This window comes from Microbacterium sp. NPDC086615 (assembly GCF_040686055.1).
GTDB lineage: Bacteria > Actinomycetota > Actinomycetes > Actinomycetales > Microbacteriaceae > Microbacterium.
Genome location: NZ_JBFBJJ010000012.1, coordinates 63,348 through 80,043, shown reverse-complemented (window position 1 = coordinate 80,043; position 16,696 = coordinate 63,348). Strand labels below are relative to the sequence as shown.

16 protein-coding genes are annotated in these 16,696 nt (G+C 69.4%); 12 read left to right on the top strand and 4 right to left on the bottom strand.

Annotation, left to right across the window (positions count from 1 at the left end; all coding sequences use genetic code 11):
* Positions 1 to 62 precede the first annotated feature (62 nt).
* The gene (locus AB0O24_RS13110) at positions 63 to 1,133 is read left to right on the top strand and encodes a TerC family protein (RefSeq protein ID WP_307386023.1); all 1,071 of its coding nucleotides are present in this window, start codon (positions 63 to 65) and stop codon (positions 1,131 to 1,133) included.
* Positions 1,134 to 1,376: 243 nt separating this feature from the next.
* On the opposite strand, the gene AB0O24_RS13105 is transcribed toward AB0O24_RS13110, so the two are convergent.
* Together AB0O24_RS13105 and AB0O24_RS13100 are read right to left on the bottom strand one after the other, a co-directional pair.
* A complete protein-coding gene (locus AB0O24_RS13105) occupies positions 1,377 to 2,690 on the bottom strand; it encodes an LLM class flavin-dependent oxidoreductase (RefSeq protein WP_275800761.1) in 1,314 nt (437 codons plus the stop codon).
* On the bottom strand, positions 2,687 to 3,997 hold the full coding sequence (locus AB0O24_RS13100; protein WP_275800762.1) for a PLP-dependent transferase: 1,311 nt from the start codon (positions 3,995 to 3,997) through the stop codon (positions 2,687 to 2,689). Before AB0O24_RS13100 ends, AB0O24_RS13105 begins: the two co-directional genes overlap by 4 nt.
* Positions 3,998 to 4,257: 260 nt before the next feature.
* Here AB0O24_RS13100 and leuC point away from each other — a divergent pair, with 260 nt between their 5' ends.
* The 6 genes from leuC to AB0O24_RS13070 all read left to right on the top strand — a co-directional run bounded on the left by leuC (position 4,258) and on the right by AB0O24_RS13070 (position 10,612).
* Complete coding sequence (gene leuC, locus AB0O24_RS13095) at positions 4,258 to 5,718, top strand: 3-isopropylmalate dehydratase large subunit (protein WP_275800763.1); 1,461 nt, start codon at positions 4,258 to 4,260, stop codon at positions 5,716 to 5,718.
* A 1-nt stretch (position 5,719) separates the two neighbouring features.
* Positions 5,720 to 6,316 (top strand): 3-isopropylmalate dehydratase small subunit, encoded by a 597-nt coding sequence (gene leuD / locus AB0O24_RS13090; RefSeq protein ID WP_058595867.1) that lies wholly within the window; start codon positions 5,720 to 5,722, stop codon positions 6,314 to 6,316.
* 63 nt (positions 6,317 to 6,379) lie between these two features.
* Positions 6,380 to 7,753 (top strand): UDP-N-acetylglucosamine 1-carboxyvinyltransferase, encoded by a 1,374-nt coding sequence (murA, locus tag AB0O24_RS13085; protein WP_275800764.1) that lies wholly within the window; start codon positions 6,380 to 6,382, stop codon positions 7,751 to 7,753.
* A gap of 4 nt (positions 7,754 to 7,757) precedes the next feature.
* Positions 7,758 to 8,495, top strand: a complete 738-nt coding sequence (locus AB0O24_RS13080) for a lysophospholipid acyltransferase family protein (protein ID WP_275800765.1) — start codon at positions 7,758 to 7,760, stop codon at positions 8,493 to 8,495.
* Positions 8,470 to 9,621 carry an NAD(P)H-dependent glycerol-3-phosphate dehydrogenase gene (locus tag AB0O24_RS13075; protein WP_363375423.1) on the top strand — a complete coding sequence of 384 codons (1,152 nt, stop codon included), beginning with the start codon at positions 8,470 to 8,472 and terminating at the stop codon, positions 9,619 to 9,621. Before AB0O24_RS13080 ends, AB0O24_RS13075 begins: the two co-directional genes overlap by 26 nt.
* The gene (locus AB0O24_RS13070) at positions 9,527 to 10,612 is read left to right on the top strand and encodes a D-alanine--D-alanine ligase family protein (protein WP_275800767.1); all 1,086 of its coding nucleotides are present in this window, start codon (positions 9,527 to 9,529) and stop codon (positions 10,610 to 10,612) included. The genes AB0O24_RS13075 and AB0O24_RS13070 overlap by 95 nt, the downstream gene beginning before the upstream one ends.
* 135 nt (positions 10,613 to 10,747) lie before the next feature.
* Here AB0O24_RS13070 and AB0O24_RS13065 read toward each other — a convergent pair whose 3' ends face one another.
* Positions 10,748 to 11,263 carry a DUF3515 family protein gene (locus tag AB0O24_RS13065; RefSeq protein ID WP_275800768.1) on the bottom strand — a complete coding sequence of 172 codons (516 nt, stop codon included), beginning with the start codon at positions 11,261 to 11,263 and terminating at the stop codon, positions 10,748 to 10,750.
* 25 nt (positions 11,264 to 11,288) lie between these two features.
* Here AB0O24_RS13065 and thiL point away from each other — a divergent pair, with 25 nt between their 5' ends.
* Positions 11,289 to 12,293: a thiamine-phosphate kinase gene (gene thiL / locus AB0O24_RS13060; RefSeq protein ID WP_363375420.1), complete on the top strand. Its 1,005-nt coding sequence runs from the start codon at positions 11,289 to 11,291 to the stop codon at positions 12,291 to 12,293.
* A 12-nt stretch (positions 12,294 to 12,305) separates the two neighbouring features.
* On the opposite strand, the gene rsmD is transcribed toward thiL, so the two are convergent.
* On the bottom strand, positions 12,306 to 12,869 hold the full coding sequence (rsmD, locus tag AB0O24_RS13055; RefSeq protein WP_363375418.1) for a 16S rRNA (guanine(966)-N(2))-methyltransferase RsmD: 564 nt from the start codon (positions 12,867 to 12,869) through the stop codon (positions 12,306 to 12,308).
* A gap of 77 nt (positions 12,870 to 12,946) precedes the next feature.
* Here rsmD and AB0O24_RS13050 point away from each other — a divergent pair, with 77 nt between their 5' ends.
* From AB0O24_RS13050 to rpmF, 4 genes are all read left to right on the top strand, one after another.
* Positions 12,947 to 15,148, top strand: a complete 2,202-nt coding sequence (locus AB0O24_RS13050; protein WP_363375416.1) for an ATP-dependent DNA helicase RecG — start codon at positions 12,947 to 12,949, stop codon at positions 15,146 to 15,148.
* Between the two features lie 27 nt (positions 15,149 to 15,175).
* The gene (gene coaD / locus AB0O24_RS13045) at positions 15,176 to 15,673 is read left to right on the top strand and encodes a pantetheine-phosphate adenylyltransferase (protein ID WP_275801507.1); all 498 of its coding nucleotides are present in this window, start codon (positions 15,176 to 15,178) and stop codon (positions 15,671 to 15,673) included.
* A gap of 310 nt (positions 15,674 to 15,983) precedes the next feature.
* Positions 15,984 to 16,478, top strand: a complete 495-nt coding sequence (locus tag AB0O24_RS13040) for a DUF177 domain-containing protein (protein WP_058596518.1) — start codon at positions 15,984 to 15,986, stop codon at positions 16,476 to 16,478.
* A gap of 2 nt (positions 16,479 to 16,480) precedes the next feature.
* On the top strand, positions 16,481 to 16,690 hold the full coding sequence (gene rpmF / locus AB0O24_RS13035) for a 50S ribosomal protein L32 (protein ID WP_013586329.1): 210 nt from the start codon (positions 16,481 to 16,483) through the stop codon (positions 16,688 to 16,690).
* Positions 16,691 to 16,696 lie beyond the last annotated feature (6 nt).

Here is a 16,696-nt window from a genome sequence, read left to right as displayed (position 1 = left end):
GCCGCCCGCTGCGCAGGGGACGGCCGATAAACTAGAGCGTTTCCCCCCGAGAAAGGCCCGCGATGGAGCTGCAGCTGGACCCGCTCTTCCAGACGATCACCCTCGTGGTGCTCGTGCTGATCCTGGTCGCGGATCTGCTGATCATCCTCAAGCGCCCTCACATCCCCGCGGCGAAGGAATCGACCCTGTGGGTCGTGTTCTACGTCACGCTCGCGCTCATCTTCGCCGGAGTGCTGTGGATCGTCGCCGGGGGAGAGGTCGCGGGGCAGTTCGTCGCCGGCTGGCTGACCGAGTACAGCCTCTCGATCGACAACCTGTTCGTCTTCGTGCTGATCATGGGGCAGTTCGCGGTGCCCCGGCGCTATCAGCAGGAGGTGCTGATGGTGGGCATCATCATCGCGCTCATCCTGCGTGGGGCGTTCATCCTGGTCGGCGCGACCATCATCGAGAACTTCAGCCCGATCTTCTACCTGTTCGGCGCGTTCCTCGTGTACACCGCGATCCGCCAGGCCTTCCCGGGCGACGACCACGACGACGACACGCAGAAAGAGAATCTGATCGTGCGGACGCTCCGGCGCGTCCTGCCGATGAGCGACTCCTACGACGGCAAGAAGGTCATCACGCGCGTGAACGGCAAGAAGCTGTTCACGCCCATGATCATCGTGTTCGTCGCGATCGGCGTGACCGACCTGCTGTTCGCGATCGACTCGATCCCCGCGATCTTCGGCATCACGCAGAGCCCGTTCATCGTCTTCACCGCCAACCTCTTCGCCCTCATGGGGCTGCGTCAGCTGTACTTCCTGCTCGGCGACCTGCTCGACCGCCTCAAGTACCTCCACTACGGCATCGCGTTCATCCTGGCGTTCATCGGCGTGAAGCTCGTCTTCCACGCGATGCACGTCAACGAGCTGTCGTTCCTCAACGGCGGCGAGCCCATCGAGTGGGCTCCCGAGATCTCGACCTGGGTGTCCCTCGCCGTCATCGTCCTGTCGATGGCGGTGGCGACGATCGCGAGCCTCGTCGCCGCGCGGGGTGAGTCGTCGTCCGCCGGGGCTCAGGATGCCGCTGCGGAAGTGGCGGGTGAGAAAGGGACGCCGGCGACGGTGGAGCAGCCCGAGCGCGACGGACGGTGACCGAGGAGCCTGAGCCTGTCGAAGGGTCCGGGGGTCTGCGAGCGCCGGGGTGCAGCGCCGCGGCGTGAGGGCCCTGAGCCTGTCGAGGGGTCCGGGGCTCCGCGGGGGCCGGGGTGCAGCGCCGCGGCGTGAGGGCCCTGAGCCTGTCGAAGGGTCCGGGGGTCCGCGGGGGCCGGTGGCTTCGACAGGCTCAGCCACCTGAGGCCGCGACGGGGTGAACACCGAACTCCCGGCATCCGCCCGCTAGAACGCCCGCAGGTTCGCCTGCAGCCCGCCGTCGACGTACTCCTCGCGCAGGATTCCTCGACGGCGCAGGATCGGCACGAGATCGTCGAGAAGACGGTGGACGGTGACCGGATGAAGGTCCCCCCACAGCAGGACGCCGTCGTTGCCCCACGTGCCCAGCTCCTCGATGCGGTCGGCGAACTCCTCGGCCGTCCCCACGAACCCGGAACCGTCGTTCAGCCGGCCGAGGCGCGCGTGCGCAGCCAGGATCGTCCGCAGCGGCGCGTCGGCGTCGTGCTTCCCGACGAGTCGTTTGATGCTGCCCTCCGACACGTGCTCGCCGAAGATCGAGCGATCGAGAGGACTGTCGAGGTCGAGACCGGTGAGATCCGTCTCGAGGTCGCTGGACTGCTTGCGCGCGATCGCGATCAACGCCTCCTCGGACGGATTCGCGGATGCCGCGACCAGACGGTCGGCCTCCTCCGGCGACGACACCAGCACCGGCTGGATCGCGAAGAGGATCTTGATGTCGGCGGCGTCGCGCCCCGCTGCCTCCGCCGCGGCGTGGATGCGTCCGCGGTAGGAGCGGATGCTCGCCTCGTCCAGCGGGGCGAGCGCCAGCTGCACGTCCGAGTTGTGTCCTGCGAACGCCAGCCCGCGCCCCGAGCCGCCCGGTGAGACGATCGCCGGTTCGCCATCGGTGAAGGGGATCGCGTTGAGCGGACCGTCGAAGCCGAAGTGCTGACCGCGGTGGCGCGTGGCATCCAGTTTCGTCCCGTCGGCGTAGACGCCCGACTCCTCATCGACGACGAGCGCGCCCTCGCCCCAGCTCCGCCACAGTTGACGGATGCCGTCGAGCCACTCCTCGGCCCGGTCGTAGGCCGCGTCGTGTCCGAGCTGCGGGGCCGTGGAGAAGTGGCGCGCACTGCCGGTGTCGGTGACGACGTTGAGTCCGAGACGGTGCCCGCTCAAGTGCTGGAGGGTCGCGAACTGTCGTGCCGCCGTATAGGGCAGGTATGCGGCCGGGTTGACCGTCGGCACGACCCCGAGATGCCGGGTCGCGGCGAAGAGGTACGGTGCGAGCAGCAGCGGATCGTGCTTGGGTCCACCGAAGGCGTGGCGCACCCGAAGATCGATCGTGTCGGCGCTTCCGAGCGAGGGGGCGTCCTCGATGATGAGGAGGTCGAAGCCCGCCTGCTCGAGAGTCCGCGCCGAGTCCTGGTACAGACCCGGTTCCGTCCAGCGGTGATTCCACCGGAGGTAGGGATGGCCCCAGCCGTGAGGGCCGAAGCCGCGCGCCAGGAACCACCCGAAGTGCTGCAGACGGCTCACAGGACGACCGTTTCGCGCTCGGCGACGGGCACTCCCACGAGCGCCTGTTCGAGGTCGACGAGGATGTCGGCGATGTCCTCGATCCCGATCGACAGGCGGATCGTGCCGGGGAACACTCCCGCGCGCTCGCGCTCCTCGACCGTGCGCGCCGAGTGCGACGTGCTCTGCGGGTGCAGCACGAGCGAGCGCACGTCGCCGAGGTGGGTCATGTGCGTGATGAGCTTCACCGACTGCACGACGTGGCGCGCGGCTTCGAGTCCGCCGCGCAGGGTCACGGTGAAGACCGAGCCGGTGCCTCGCGTGAGGTACCGCGCACCGAGATCGTGATGCGGGTGGGAGGCGAGGCCGACGTGATCGACGCGCTCGACCTCGGGGCGGTTCTCGAGCCACTGTGCGACCGCCAGAGCGTTCTGCGACTGGCGCTCGACGCGCAGGCTCAGCGTCTCGATGCCCTGCCCGATCAGGAAGGCGTTCAGCGGCGACGGCGAAGGACCGAAGCGGGGGGCCACGCTCTCGCGGATGTACGCGCCCCGTGCACGGGCGCCGTACTTCTCGGCGTAGCTCGCCCCGCCGAGGCGGTCGGCGTGGACGAGGTGCGGGAAGAGATGACCGGATGCCGCGGCGTCGAAGCGTCCGTCGTCGACGATGACGCCGCCGAGAACCGCTCCCTGTCCGGCGAGGAACTTGCTCGCGGAGTGCACGACGATCGCGGCACCGTGCTCGATCGGACGCAGGAGGTACGGGGTCGTGAAGGTGCTGTCGACCACGAGCGGGATGCCGCGTTCCCGCCCGATCGCGGAGACGGCGGCGATGTCGAGCACGTCGTTGCGGGCGTTGGAGAGGGTCTCGGCGAAGAGTGCCTTCGTGCGCGGGGTGATCGCGTTCCGCCACGCGTCGAGATCGGAGGTGTCGACGAATGTCGTCTCGATGCCGAGGCGCCCGAGGTTGTCGAGGAGCAGACCGCGAGTGCCTTCGTAGATGTGCTCGGAGGCCACGACGTGATCGCCCGCGCCGGCCAGGGCGAGCAGGGCGACGGTGACGGCGGCTTGTCCGCTCGAGACGAGGACCGCCTGATCGCCGCCCTCGAGGGAGGCGAGGCGGTTCTCCACGGCCTGCACGGTGGGGTTGCCCGTGCGCGTGTACCCGAATCCCGCGCCGGTGCCGAAATGCTCGGCGGACTCGTCGAGGTCGGTGAACGTGAAGCCGGCCGTGAGGTAGATCGGCAGGGCGCGCGGCGAGGCGGGCACGGTCGAGGCCCCCACGTGGACCTGTCGGGTAGAGAATCCGGGCTCTGCGTTCGCGGCCATGCGGCACGCTCCTTCCTGCGGCGTTCCGCCAGGCTCGCACGAGGTGTTCCGCGACACCGAAATGTGCGGCGTCGTGTTACGCCCGTCTTCACGTGCGCGGCACGCCCTGAGCGGCGAGACGGGTGAAGGCCGGTGGTATCGTGACCAGGTGCGGATCGCCGGCCTCCTCCTTAGCGGCCGCGACGAGACCTTGTTCTAGGCCTTTCTCGTCGCGGAGTTCGTCGCGGGCCTCACACCCCTCCCGAGGAGAAACGCAAACCATGAGCACGATTCCCGAGAACCCTCGCACCCTGGCCGAGAAGGTCTGGGACGACCACCTCGTCGTCAAGGGCGAGAACGGGCAGCCCGACCTCATCTACATCGACCTCCACCTCGTGCACGAGGTCACGAGCCCCCAGGCGTTCGACGGCCTGCGCGCCGAGGGTCGCCCCGTTCGTCGGCTCGACCTCACGATCGCGACCGAAGACCACAACACCCCGACGCTCGACATCGACAAGCCGATCGCCGACCTCACCAGCCGCACGCAGATCGACACGCTGCGCCGCAACGCCGACGAGTTCGGCGTCCGCATCCACTCGCTCGGCGACAAAGAGCAGGGCATCGTCCACGTCGTGGGGCCGCAGCTGGGCCTGACGATGCCGGGCATCACGGTCGTCTGCGGCGACTCGCACACCTCGACCCACGGTGCGTTCGGCGCGATGGCGTTCGGCATCGGCACCAGCGAGGTCGAGCACGTGCTCGCGACGCAGACCCTGCCGCTGAAGCCCTTCAAGACGATGGCGATCACGGTCGAGGGCGAACTGAAGCCCGGCGTGACGGCGAAGGACATCATCCTGGCGATCATCGCCAAGATCGGTGCCAACGGCGGCCAGGGCTACGTCCTCGAGTTCCGCGGCAGCGCGATCCGCTCCCTCTCGATGGAGGGGCGCATGACGATGTGCAACATGTCGATCGAGGCGGGCGCCCGCGCCGGCATGATCGCCCCCGACGAGACGACGTTCGCCTACGTCAAGGACAAGCCGCACGCCCCGCAGGGGCAGGACTGGGACGACGCCGTCGCCTACTGGCGCACGCTCCCGAGCGACGAGGGTGCCGTCTACGACGCCGAGGTCTTCCTCGACGCGAACGAGCTCGAGCCCTTCGTCACCTGGGGCACCAACCCCGGCCAGGGCGTCTCGCTGTCCGACGTCGTGCCCACTCCTGCCGACATCATCGACCCCAATGAGCGCGCCGCCGCCGAGCGGGCGCTCGAGTACATGGACCTCGAGGCCGGCACCCCGATGAAGGACATCCCCGTGGATGCCGTCTTCATGGGCTCGTGCACCAACAGCCGCATCGAAGACCTCCGTGCCTTCGCCTCCGTCATCCAGGGGCGCACCAAGGCCGAGAACGTCCGCGTCATGGTCGTCCCGGGCTCGGCGCGCGTGCGCCTGGAGGCCGAGGCCGAGGGCCTCGACAAGGTGTTCACCGACTTCGGCGCCGAGTGGCGTTTCGCCGGCTGCTCGATGTGCCTGGGCATGAACCCTGATCAGCTGGCGCCGGGGGAGCGCTGCGCTTCCACCTCGAACCGCAACTTCGAGGGGCGGCAGGGCAAGGGCGGGCGTACGCACCTCGTGTCGCCGCTGGTCGCCGCGGCCACGGCCGTGCGCGGCACGCTGTCGAGCCCCGCCGACCTGGAGCCGCTCCCCGCGGACATCGTTTCGACCGGGGCGGAGGCCTGACATGGAGAAGTTCACGACGCACACCGGTGTCGCCGCGCCTTTGAAGCGGTCCGCGGTCGACACGGATCAGATCATCCCCGCCGTCTTCCTCAAGCGGGTCACCAAGACGGGCTTCGACGACGCACTGTTCGCGAACTGGCGCCAGGATCCGGAGTTCATCCTGAATCAGGATGCCTACCGCTCGGCATCCATCCTCGTCGCAGGTCCCGACTTCGGTACCGGATCGAGCCGCGAGCACGCGGTGTGGGCGCTGCGCGACTACGGCTTCCAGGTGGTCCTGAGCCCGAAGTTCGCCGACATCTTCCGCGGCAATTCGGGCAAGCAGGGCCTGGTCACGGGCGTGATCACGGAGGACGAGGTCGAGCAGATCTGGGCCGTCCTCGAGGCGAACCCCGGCATCGAGATGACCGTCGATCTGCAGGCCAAGACCGCCACGGTCGGCGACCTCCAGGTCTCGTTCGACATCGACGATTACACTAGGTGGCGGCTTCTCGAAGGGCTCGACGACATCGGGCTCACGCTGCGTGACGAAGACAAGATCACGCAGTTCGAGGCGCGCCGCGAGGCATGGCGGCCGCGGACCCTTCCGGTCCGCTGAGCCCGATCGACCCGATCGGGTCGATTCGCCGCCCCTCGTCCACGAAGTGAGGTCCACCCCCCTATGAGCACACTCGTCAGCGACACCGGAGAGCACCCCATCGGGCAGCCGGATTGGGAGGCGGCAGAGACCCTCACGATCCGAGGCGGTCGTCCGCTGCGGGGAACCGTCGAGGTCAAGGGGGCGAAGAACCTCGTCACCAAGGCGATGGTGGCCGCCCTCCTCGGCGACACCACCAGCACGCTCCGCGACGTCCCCATGATCAGCGATGTGAAGGTCGTGCGTTCGCTCCTCGAGGTGCACGGCGTCACCGTGACCGAGGGTGAGGAAGAGGGAACCCTCCACCTCGACCCCTCGGGCGCGGTCGCCGCGCACTTCGAGGAGATCGACGCGCATGCCGGCGCTTCGCGCATCCCGATTCTGTTCTGCGGGCCACTGCTGCACCTTCTGGGCGAGGCGCTCATCCCTGACCTGGGCGGATGCCGCATCGGCGACCGTCCGATCAACTTCCACATGGACGCGCTCCGTGCTTTCGGCGCCGTGGTCGACAAGAGCTACGAGGGCATCCGCATCACGGCCCCCAACGGCCTGCACGGCGCGAACATCACGCTCCCGTACCCGAGCGTCGGCGCGACGGAGCAGGTGCTCCTCACCGCGGTCCGCGCGAAGGGCGTGACCGAGCTGCGCAACGCCGCCATCGAGCCCGAGATCATGGATCTCATCGCGGTGCTGCAGAAGATGGGCGCGATCATCTCTTACGAGCCCAACCGCGTCATCTTCATCGAGGGCGTCGACAAGCTCGTCGGTTACGACCACCGTGCGATCTTCGACCGCAACGAAGCGGCATCGTGGGCCTGTGCGGCCCTCGCCACCGACGGCGAGATCTTCGCCAAGGGCGCTCGCCAGCAGGACATGCTGACGTTCCTCAACGTCTTCCGCAAGGCCGGCGGCTGGTTCGACGTGCGCGAAGACGGCATCCTGTTCCGTCGCGGCGAGGCGCTCAAGCCCGTCATGGTCGAGACCGACGTCCACCCCGGCTTCATGACCGACTGGCAGCAGCCCCTCATCGTGGCGCTCACCCAGGCGCCGGGCACATCGACGGTCCACGAGACCGTGTACGAGAACCGTCTCGGCTTCACCGCGGCGCTGAACAAGATGGGTGCCGACATCGTCGTGCACCCGAAGGGCATCGCGAGCCCCGACCGTCGTGTTCCGCGCCGCGACCTCGAGCAGGCCGCCGTCATCAACGGACCGACGCCGCTGCACGGTGCCGACGTCGAGGTTCCCGATCTGCGTGGCGGCTACAGCTACGTCATCGCCGCGCTGGCGGCCGAGGGGGAGTCGACGGTGCGCAACATCGGCATCATCCGCCGCGGGTACGAGAAGTTCCTCGAGAAGCTGACCGCTCTCGACGCCGACTTCTCCGTCGTGGGCTGAGGCCGTGGCCGTCACCCCCGAGAAGAGTAGGCCGAGCGCCTTCTGGCCGCTCGCCGCGATCGTGGTCCCCGCGGTGGGGCTGTTCGCCCGTATCGAGATCCGCGGCGGCGAGAACCTCCCGCGGGAGGGAGCGTACGTCCTCGCCCCGAACCACAACTCGGAGTTCGATCCGCTCATCGTGGCGGTGGCGGTCTGGCGGCTCGGCCGCGCGCCCCGGTTCATGGCGAAGGAAAGCCTCTTCAAGGTCCCTGTTCTCGGCGCTGCGCTGCGCGCGACGGGCATGGTTCCCGTCCCGCGCGCCTCGGCGAGCGCGAACCAGTCCATGAAGGCCGCGCAGCAGATCGCGGAAGACGGGCGCGGCGTCATCGTCTACGCCGAGGGGACGCTCACGCGCGATCCCGACCTGTGGCCGATGCGCGGCAAGACGGGCGCCGTCCGGCTCGCCCTCGCCGGCGACCTTCCGCTCATCCCCATGGCGCAATGGGGTGTTCAGCAGATCCTTCCGCGCTACGGCAAGCTCAAATTCCCCCGCCGCTCGCACGTGATCGTGGAACTCGGTCCCGCGATGGATCTGTCGGAGTACGCGGGCTCCACCTCGCCCGCCGTGCTCACGAGCGCGACCGACACGCTCATGGGACGCATTTCGCAGATGCTCTCCGGCATCCGAGGTGTCCCGGCTCCGGCGGAGCGGTGGAACCCGTCGCAGCACGGACAGAATGAGACGGGGCGCCTTGAGTCGTAAGAACGTCGCGCCCGTCGCCGGTCCCAAGGTCGCCGTCATCGGCGCCGGAAGCTGGGGCACGACGTTCGGGAAGATCCTCGCCGACGGCGGGGCGTCCGTCGTCATGTGGGCGCGCCGTCCCGAGCTGGCGGCGGAGATCACCGAATCCAAGCGCAACAGTCGTTATCTTTCCGGCATCAACCTGCCGCGCACGATGACGGCGACCACCGACCTGGCCGAGGCGATCCGCGGTGCCGAGCAGATCTACCTCTCGGTGCCGAGCCAGTCGCTGCGCGAGAACCTCGCCGCGATCAAGCCATTCGTCGAGCACACCGACGTGCCGATCGTCTCGCTCATGAAGGGCGTCGAGAAGTCGACCGGCCTGCGCATGAGCCAGGTCATCGAGCAGGTGCTCGCGTGCGACCCGGCGCGGATCGCCGTGGCATCCGGACCCAATCTCGCGCTCGAGATCGCACGGGAGCAGCCGACCGCGGCCGTCATCAGCTCGCTGAGCCCCGAAACGGCCGAGGCGGTCGCTCGACGCGCACGCAACCGCTACTTCCGGTCGTTCGTGAACACCGACGTCATCGGCACCGAGTTCGGCGGAGTCCTGAAGAACCTCATCGCGGTGGCGATCGGCATCGTCGACGGCGTCGGGTACGGCGAGAACACGAAGGCCTCGATCATCACGCGTGGACTCGTGGAGATGACCGACTTCGCGGTCGCGCAGGGCGCGCAGCCCGAGACGCTGCAGGGCCTGGCGGGCCTCGGCGACCTCATCGCGACGTGCCAGTCCCCGCTCAGCCGCAACAACACGGCGGGGCGTCTGCTCGGCCAGGGCTACGGATACAAAGAGGTGGTCGCTCAGATGCAGCAGACCGCCGAGGGCCTGGCATCCGTCGCTCCCGTTCTTCAGCTCGCGAAGCAGGTCGGTGTCGACATGCCCATCGTGCAGCAGGTGAAGATGGTGCTCGACGGCACCATGGACCCGCGGGACATCGCGCCCCACCTGACGACCGACGACGACCAGCCGCAGGGCGAGAGGACGCGAAATGACCAAACCGGTGGTGGTGGTGCTCTTCGGCGGGCGCTCCAGCGAGCATTCGATCAGTTCCGCCACGGCGGGCGGGGTGCTTCGCGCGATTGATCGTGACCGCTTCCGGGTGATCCCGGTCGGCATCACCCGCGACGGCGCGTTCGTGCTCGAGGACGATGACCCCGACAAGTTCGCGCTCGTCCCCGAGGCTCTTCCGCAGGTGCTCGACAACGGCACGCGGGTGCGCCTTCCCGACTCGACGCTGACGCGCGAGTGGACGGTGACGGATGCCGAGGGCACGCGGTCGCTCGGAGATGTCGACGTCGTGCTGCCCATCCTCCACGGGCGGTTCGGTGAGGACGGCACGGTGCAGGGGCTCCTCGAGCTCCTCGGCATCCCGTATGCCGGCGGCGGCGTGCTCATGTCGGCGATCGGTATGAACAAGCACGTGACCAAGCAGGTGCTGCGGGCCGCGCACGTGCCGGTCGTGCCCTGGGTGGCTGTGACGCGCGCCGACCTCGCTCGCGACCGGCAGATGTGGGAGCGCCGCATGCGCGCCCTCGACCTGCCCGTCTTCGTGAAGCCCAACGAGGCGGGCTCCAGCGTCGGTGTGACCAAGGTGTCGCGGTGGGAAGATCTGGATGCCGCCCTCGACACCGCCTTCGCGGAGGACGGCCTGGTGCTCGTGGAGCAGGCGATCGTCGGGCGCGAGCTCGAGTGCGGCGTCCTGCCCGGGCGTGACGGGAGACCCGTGCGGGTGTCGGTGGCGGGGGAAATCGTGGTCACGGGCCGGGAGTTCTACGACTTCGAGGCGAAGTACCTCGATGCCCCCGGCGTCGACCTGGTGTGCCCCGCCGATCTCCGCGACGGCGAGCTCGCCGAGATGCAGCGCATCGCCGCCCAGGCGTTCGAGGCCATCGGCGGTCAGGGCCTGGCGCGCGTCGACTTCTTCTACACCGGCACGGAGTTCTTCGTGAACGAGGTGAACACCATGCCCGGGTTCACCCCGATCTCGATGTTCCCGACGTGCTGGATCGCTTCCGGCTTGAGCTACCCCGACCTGATCAGCGACCTGCTCGACGCGGCGCTCGAGAAGGCCTGACCGCCCCTTTCATCGGCCGCGCGGGAACGCGGGAGGCGCGATCTCGCTGACTTGCGCCATATGTCGGTCGGAGTCGCGTCTCGACGTGCATACGGCGCACGTCAGGGTGGCGGATTCGACCGAGGGGGCCAGCGGCTACGGGGTCGGCGTCGGTGACGGCTCGGGAGCCTGGGTCGCGTCCGAGAGCGACGTGCACTTCGCCCCGGTCGCGGGGAGATTGTCGCGGATGAGCGGGCCGAGGGCCTGGGCCACGTCGCCGCTGCTCGCGATTCCCTGATCCAGGAACACCTGCACCGCGGGCTCGCGGCCATACGTGGTGAGCGTGTACTTGTTCTCGGACGCCCGGGACTCGTCGACGATCCAGTCCACGCCGTCCGACGTCCGGCACGGCAGCGTCGTCGGTGCGGGGGCCTCGAGACCACAGGTCATGAGAATGGATGCCGGATTCCCCCACGCCGCGGTCGATTGCGCGTCGGTCCATCGCCGCTCCTGTCCCGAGATCGTCTTGGGCAGACGCGCTTCGACGTTGGCACAGGCCGGGTCGTTCGCGAGCTTCGCGGGCTCCATCGCGACGTTCGTGCTGCAGGCCGCGAGCCCCGGCAGGAGCGTGAGGGCGGCGAGCAACGCGAGGGTCCGTGAAGAGCGGGGCACCCCTCCAGGCTAATAGCGTGGGGGAGTGACCGACGCCGAGACCAGCCGTGAGATCACCGTGGGAGAGCTGTCCGAGGGGCAGATCCTCCGCGGCATCCTGGATCGCCTTCCCCCGTCGACGGCACCGGTCGGGCCGGGCGACGACGCGGCGGTGCTGGCCGTCCCGGACGGTCGCGTGGTCGCGACGACCGACACGCTGGTGCACGGCCCCGACTTCCGGCTCGCGTGGTCGTCGGCGCACGATCTCGGCTTCAAAGCGGCCGCCGTGAACCTCGCCGACGTCGCCGCGATGGGTGCGCGGCCGATCGCTCTTCTCGTGGCCCTCGCGATGCCCGACGCGACTCCGGTGTCGTTCGTCCGTGGCTTCGCCGAGGGGCTCGCCGACGCCTGCGCCGAGCTCGCGCCCGATTGCGCTGTCGAGGGCGGCGACCTCACGGTCTCGGACACCCTTACGATCGCCGTCACGGCCCTGGGGTCGCTCGACGGTCGCGACCCCGTCCGTCGCTCGGGCGCACGGATCGGCGACGGCGTGTACGTCATCGGCGAGCTCGGCCCGGCTGCGAAGGGCATCGAACTGCTCTTCCGCCGGTTCACGGATGCCGATGGCACCCCCGTGGTCGTCACGCCCGAGGCACGCGCGAGCCTCACGGCGGCGGACGCGCACGCGCTGTCACGCCAGCTCGCCCCCCGACCGCCGATCGCGGACGCGCTGCGCGCCGCGGACGCGGGCGCCACCGCCATGATGGACATCTCCGACGGTCTCGCCCTCGACGCGACTCGGCTGGCGGACGCGTCGGATGTGACCATCGCGTTCGACTCCGCAGCCCTGGGCGACGACCCCGCACTCGCTCTCGGCGGAGGAGAGGACCACGGGTTCCTCGTGACGTTCCCCGCGGAGACCGCTCCGCTCGGGCGCCGAGTGGGAACGGTCGAGGCACGCGGAGAACGCTCGATCACGGTGGACGGGTCGCCGTGGACAGGGCGCACGGGCTGGGACCCCTACCGCGATTGGGATGCCGGCCGCGGGTGACGGCCCGCGTCTTCAGGCGGTCGGTCGACCCCACCACATCGTCGTGTCGCCGTAGGTGCGCTCCCGCTCGGGCTCGAGCCCGGCGGCGGCCCAATCCGGCGCGGGGGAGCGCTTCGCGCGCTCGACGATGACGGCCGCGTCCGGGCTCAGCCGGGGCGCGAGGGCGAGCAGCACGCGGGTGAGCTCCTCGTCGCCCACGTCGTACGGCGGGTCGATGAACACGAGGTCCCACTCGGCGCCGGATGCCGAGAGGTAGGTCGTGACGTTCGCGCGGTGCACCCGCACGGGGGCCTCGACGCCCGCAGTTCGCAGTCGATCCGCGTTCTTGCGGATCACGGCGGCGGCGGGAGCGGACAGCTCGACGAGATCGGCTGAGGCGGCCCCGCGGCTGAGGCTCTCGAGCCCGAGCGCTCCGGAGCCGGCGTACAGGTCGGCGACGCGTGCTTCACGGAGGAGGTCGGCGGATTCGAGCGCCGCGAAGAGCGACTCGCGCACGCGGTCGCTCGTGGGGCGCGTGCCCTTCGCGGGGACCTCGAGCACGGTTCCGCCGGCACGGCCGGAGATGATGCGCGTCACCCTTCCAGCCTACGGTCGCTCGCCCGAGCCAACCGGGAGCCGCCGACGATGTCGGTGGTCATCCCTAGACTCGACGTATGCCCGGTCTGTCGCTCGCCTCCCGTCTCGACGGAGCGATCGGCGGCAAGACGGCAGCGGCGTTCGACCGCGCCTTCGGCGTGAAGACCGTCGGCGAGCTCCTCGAGCACTACCCTCGGCGGTACGCGCGGCGCGGTGAGCTGACCCCCATCTCGACCCTGCCCCTGGGCGAACCGGTCACGATCGTGGCCGAGGTGGTGAGCGCGAGCGAGCGGCGCATGCAGAATCGCCGGGGGTCGCTCCTCGAAGTGGTGATCAGCGACGGCGACGGCCGCCTGTCGCTGACGTTCTTCAACCAGCCGTGGCGGCTCAAAGACCTCACTCCGGGCAGGCGCGGCATCTTCTCGGGCAAGGTCGGTGAGTATCGCCGACAGACGCAGCTGACGAACCCCGACTACGAGCTGTTCGACGACATCGCCGAGGCGCGCGCCGAGGCCGAGGTCAGCGCGAAGCGTCCGATTCCGATCTACCCGGCCACGGCGACCGTTCCGAGTCCCCTCGTGCAGAAGACGATCTCGCTCGTCCTCGACTCGCTCGGCGACATCGACGATCCCCTCCCCGCCGACCTTCGCGCGCGGCGCGGTCTGCTCCCGGCTCGCGCCGCCCTCGAGCAGATCCACCGTCCCGAGAACGACGACGACATCCCGCCCGCCGTGGCGACGCTGCGGATGCAGGAGGCGTTCGTCCTGCAGACGGCGTTGCTGCAGCAGCGCCAGTTCGTTCGCGCGCTCTCGGCGACGAAGCGCCCCGCGCATCCCGGCGGGCTCCTCGAACGTTTCGACCGCATCCTGCCGTTCGAGCTCACCCCCGATCAGCAGAGCGTGGGTGCCCAGATCCAGTCCGACATGGTGGGCGACTGGCCCATGAACCGTCTCGTGCAGGGCGAGGTCGGCTCGGGCAAGACCCTCGTGGCCCTGCGCGCCATGTTGCAGGTCGCCGAGTCGGGCGGGCAGTCGGCCCTGATCGCCCCGACCGAAGTGCTCGCAGCACAGCACCTGCGGTCGATCGCCCGCATGCTCGGCCCCGAACTCGCCCCCGAACTCATGCCGACCCTGCTCACCGGTCAGCTTCCCGCTGCGGAGCGGCGCAAGGCCGCGCTGCGCGTCGCATCCGGTCAGGCGCGAATCGTCGTCGGTACCCACGCCCTCCTGAGCTCCACGACGACGTTCGCCGACCTCGGGTTCGTCGTGGTCGACGAGCAGCACCGTTTCGGCGTCGACCAGCGAGAGGCCCTTCGCGCGAAGGGCGATTCTCCGCACACCCTGGTTCTCACGGCGACGCCGATTCCGCGCACCGTGGCGATGACGGTGTTCGGCGATCTCGACGTCTCGACGATCCGGACGATGCCGGCCGGGCGTGCCGGCATCCAATCGTTCGTCGCGCCCCTCGCTGAGAAGCCGAGCTGGTTCGCGCGCGTGTGGGATCGCGTGGCCGAGGAGGTCGCGCAGGGTCGCCAGGCCTTCTTCGTCTGTGCCGCGATCGACGCCGAGCAGCTCACGGCCGACGAGAAGACCGACGAGCCGGCCGATGCGCCCGACGGTGCGCCCGACGGTGCCGCGACCGTCGCTCCGAACGAGACCAACCGAACGCGGTGGGGCGTCGTCCAGGTCGAGGCCCTGCTGTCGCGCCTGCCGGCCTTCGCCGACATCCGGGTCGAGATCCTGCACGGCAAGATGCCGTCCGATGAGAAGGATGCCGTGATGCAGGCGTTCGCGCGCGGCGACATCGACGTGCTCGTCGCCACCACGGTCATCGAGGTCGGTGTCGACGTGCCCAACGCGTCGACGATGGTCATCCTCGAGGCCGACCGTTTCGGCGTCTCGCAGCTTCACCAGCTGCGAGGTCGTGTCGGTCGTGGCGGCCTCCCTGGCCTGTGCCTGCTCGTCACCGAGGCGGCGCCGGGCACCTCGTCGCGCGCGCGGGTCGACGCGGTGGCGGCGACGCTCGACGGCTTCGCGCTGGCCGAGGTCGACCTCGAACTGCGCGGCGAGGGCGACGTGCTCGGCGGTGCCCAGTCGGGCGTGCGTTCGTCCCTCCGCCTGCTGCGTGTCGTCACCGACGCCGACCTCATCACCGAGGCGCGCGCCGAGGGCGAGCGGCTTCTCGCCGACGATCCGGCGCTGCAACGGCATCCGGGGCTGGCGGCTGCGCTCGAGCGTCGTCTCGGTGTCGAAGAACGTGCGGCGCTCGCGAAGTCCTGAACGAGCAGCCGTCGGTAGGCTGGCGGCATGGACCCCCGGATCGCCGTTGTTCCCGGCTCGTTCGACCCGCCCACGCTGGGACATCTCGACGTGATCCGCCGAGCGGCCGGTCTCTTCGACCAGCTGCACGTCCTCGTGGTGCACAATCCCGGCAAAGAAGCGATGCTGCCGATCGCCCAGCGCCAGTCGCTGCTCGAGCAGTCGATCGCCGAGGCGGGTGTCGACGGCGACGTGGTCGTTGCGGCGTGGAGCATGGGGCTCCTCGTCGACTACGCGACCGAGGTCGGCGCGAAGGTGCTGGTCAAAGGCATCCGATCGCAGGTCGACGTGGCCTACGAGACGCCGATGGCGATCGTGAACCGGGATCTCGCGCACGTCGAGACGGTCTTCCTGCTGCCCGATCCCTCGCACGCGCTCGTGTCGAGTTCTCTGGTGCGCCAGGTCGCCGGTCTCGGAGGCGACGTGTCGCCGTACGTGCCTCCCGCGGTCGCGCGGTTCCTCGACACCGGCGCTCGCGGGATCTGACCGCCGCGATTCTCGGCGGGGCGGTTTCGCGGCGCGTTCTGCCAAGCGCGCGGTCGGCGCTCGCGCATAAACGCGATTCGCTCACGGAAACACGTGCAGCACGCGTTTCTGTGAGCGGATCGCGTTTATGGGTATGCCGGCGGGCATTTCGGCGGCTCCGCCCGCACGGCCGCTGCACCGACCGCGTGCGCGCGGCCGCGTCGTCCGGCCCCTCCCCAGGGCCGCCCGGGTAGCATGGACCCCCGTGAGAACCCACCGCCCCGGACCTTTCCAGCTCCCCGTGCGCGACATCGAGCGCAAGCCGGGCGAGATGCGCGAGCACAGCCTCGAGATCCCCGCGCCCGAGAAATGGGGCGAGGGTCTCGTCTCCGTTCCCGAGGCGGAGCCGCTCGAGCTCGAGGTGCGTCTCGAGTCGGTCCACGAGGGAATCCTCGTGTCGGGAACCGTCGACACCACTGCCACCGGGGTCTGCGGACGCTGCCTGATCGACATCGAGGAGCCTGTCGAAGTCGAGTTCCAGGAACTTTTCGCGTATCCTGGGGATGAAGCGAGTGACTTCGACGTTCAAGACGACCACGTGGATCTTGAAAATCTGGTCCGGGATGCCATTGTCCTGTCGCTTCCGTTCCAGCCGGTGTGTCAGCCGGATTGCCTCGGGCTCGACCCGGTCACGGGCGAGAAGCTGACGGAAAGCCCCGGCGACACGGAGCAGTCGTCCGTTGATCCTCGATGGGCTGCGCTCCAGCAGTACACCCCAGACGACGGCGATGCGCTCCGCGCCGCCCCCAAGACAGAGAAGAGCTAGACATGGCAGGTAACCCCCCGAAGCGGAAGGTCTCCCGCTCCAACACCCGTTCGCGTCGCGCGCAGTGGAAGGCCGAAGCCCCCGCGCTCGTCAAGACCATCGAGAACGGCAAGGTCGTCTACAGCCGCCCCCACCAGGCGAAGGTCGTCACCGACTCGCAGGGCACCGAGCTCTTCCTCGAGTACAAGGGCCGCAAGGTCGCCGACGTCTGATCGGCG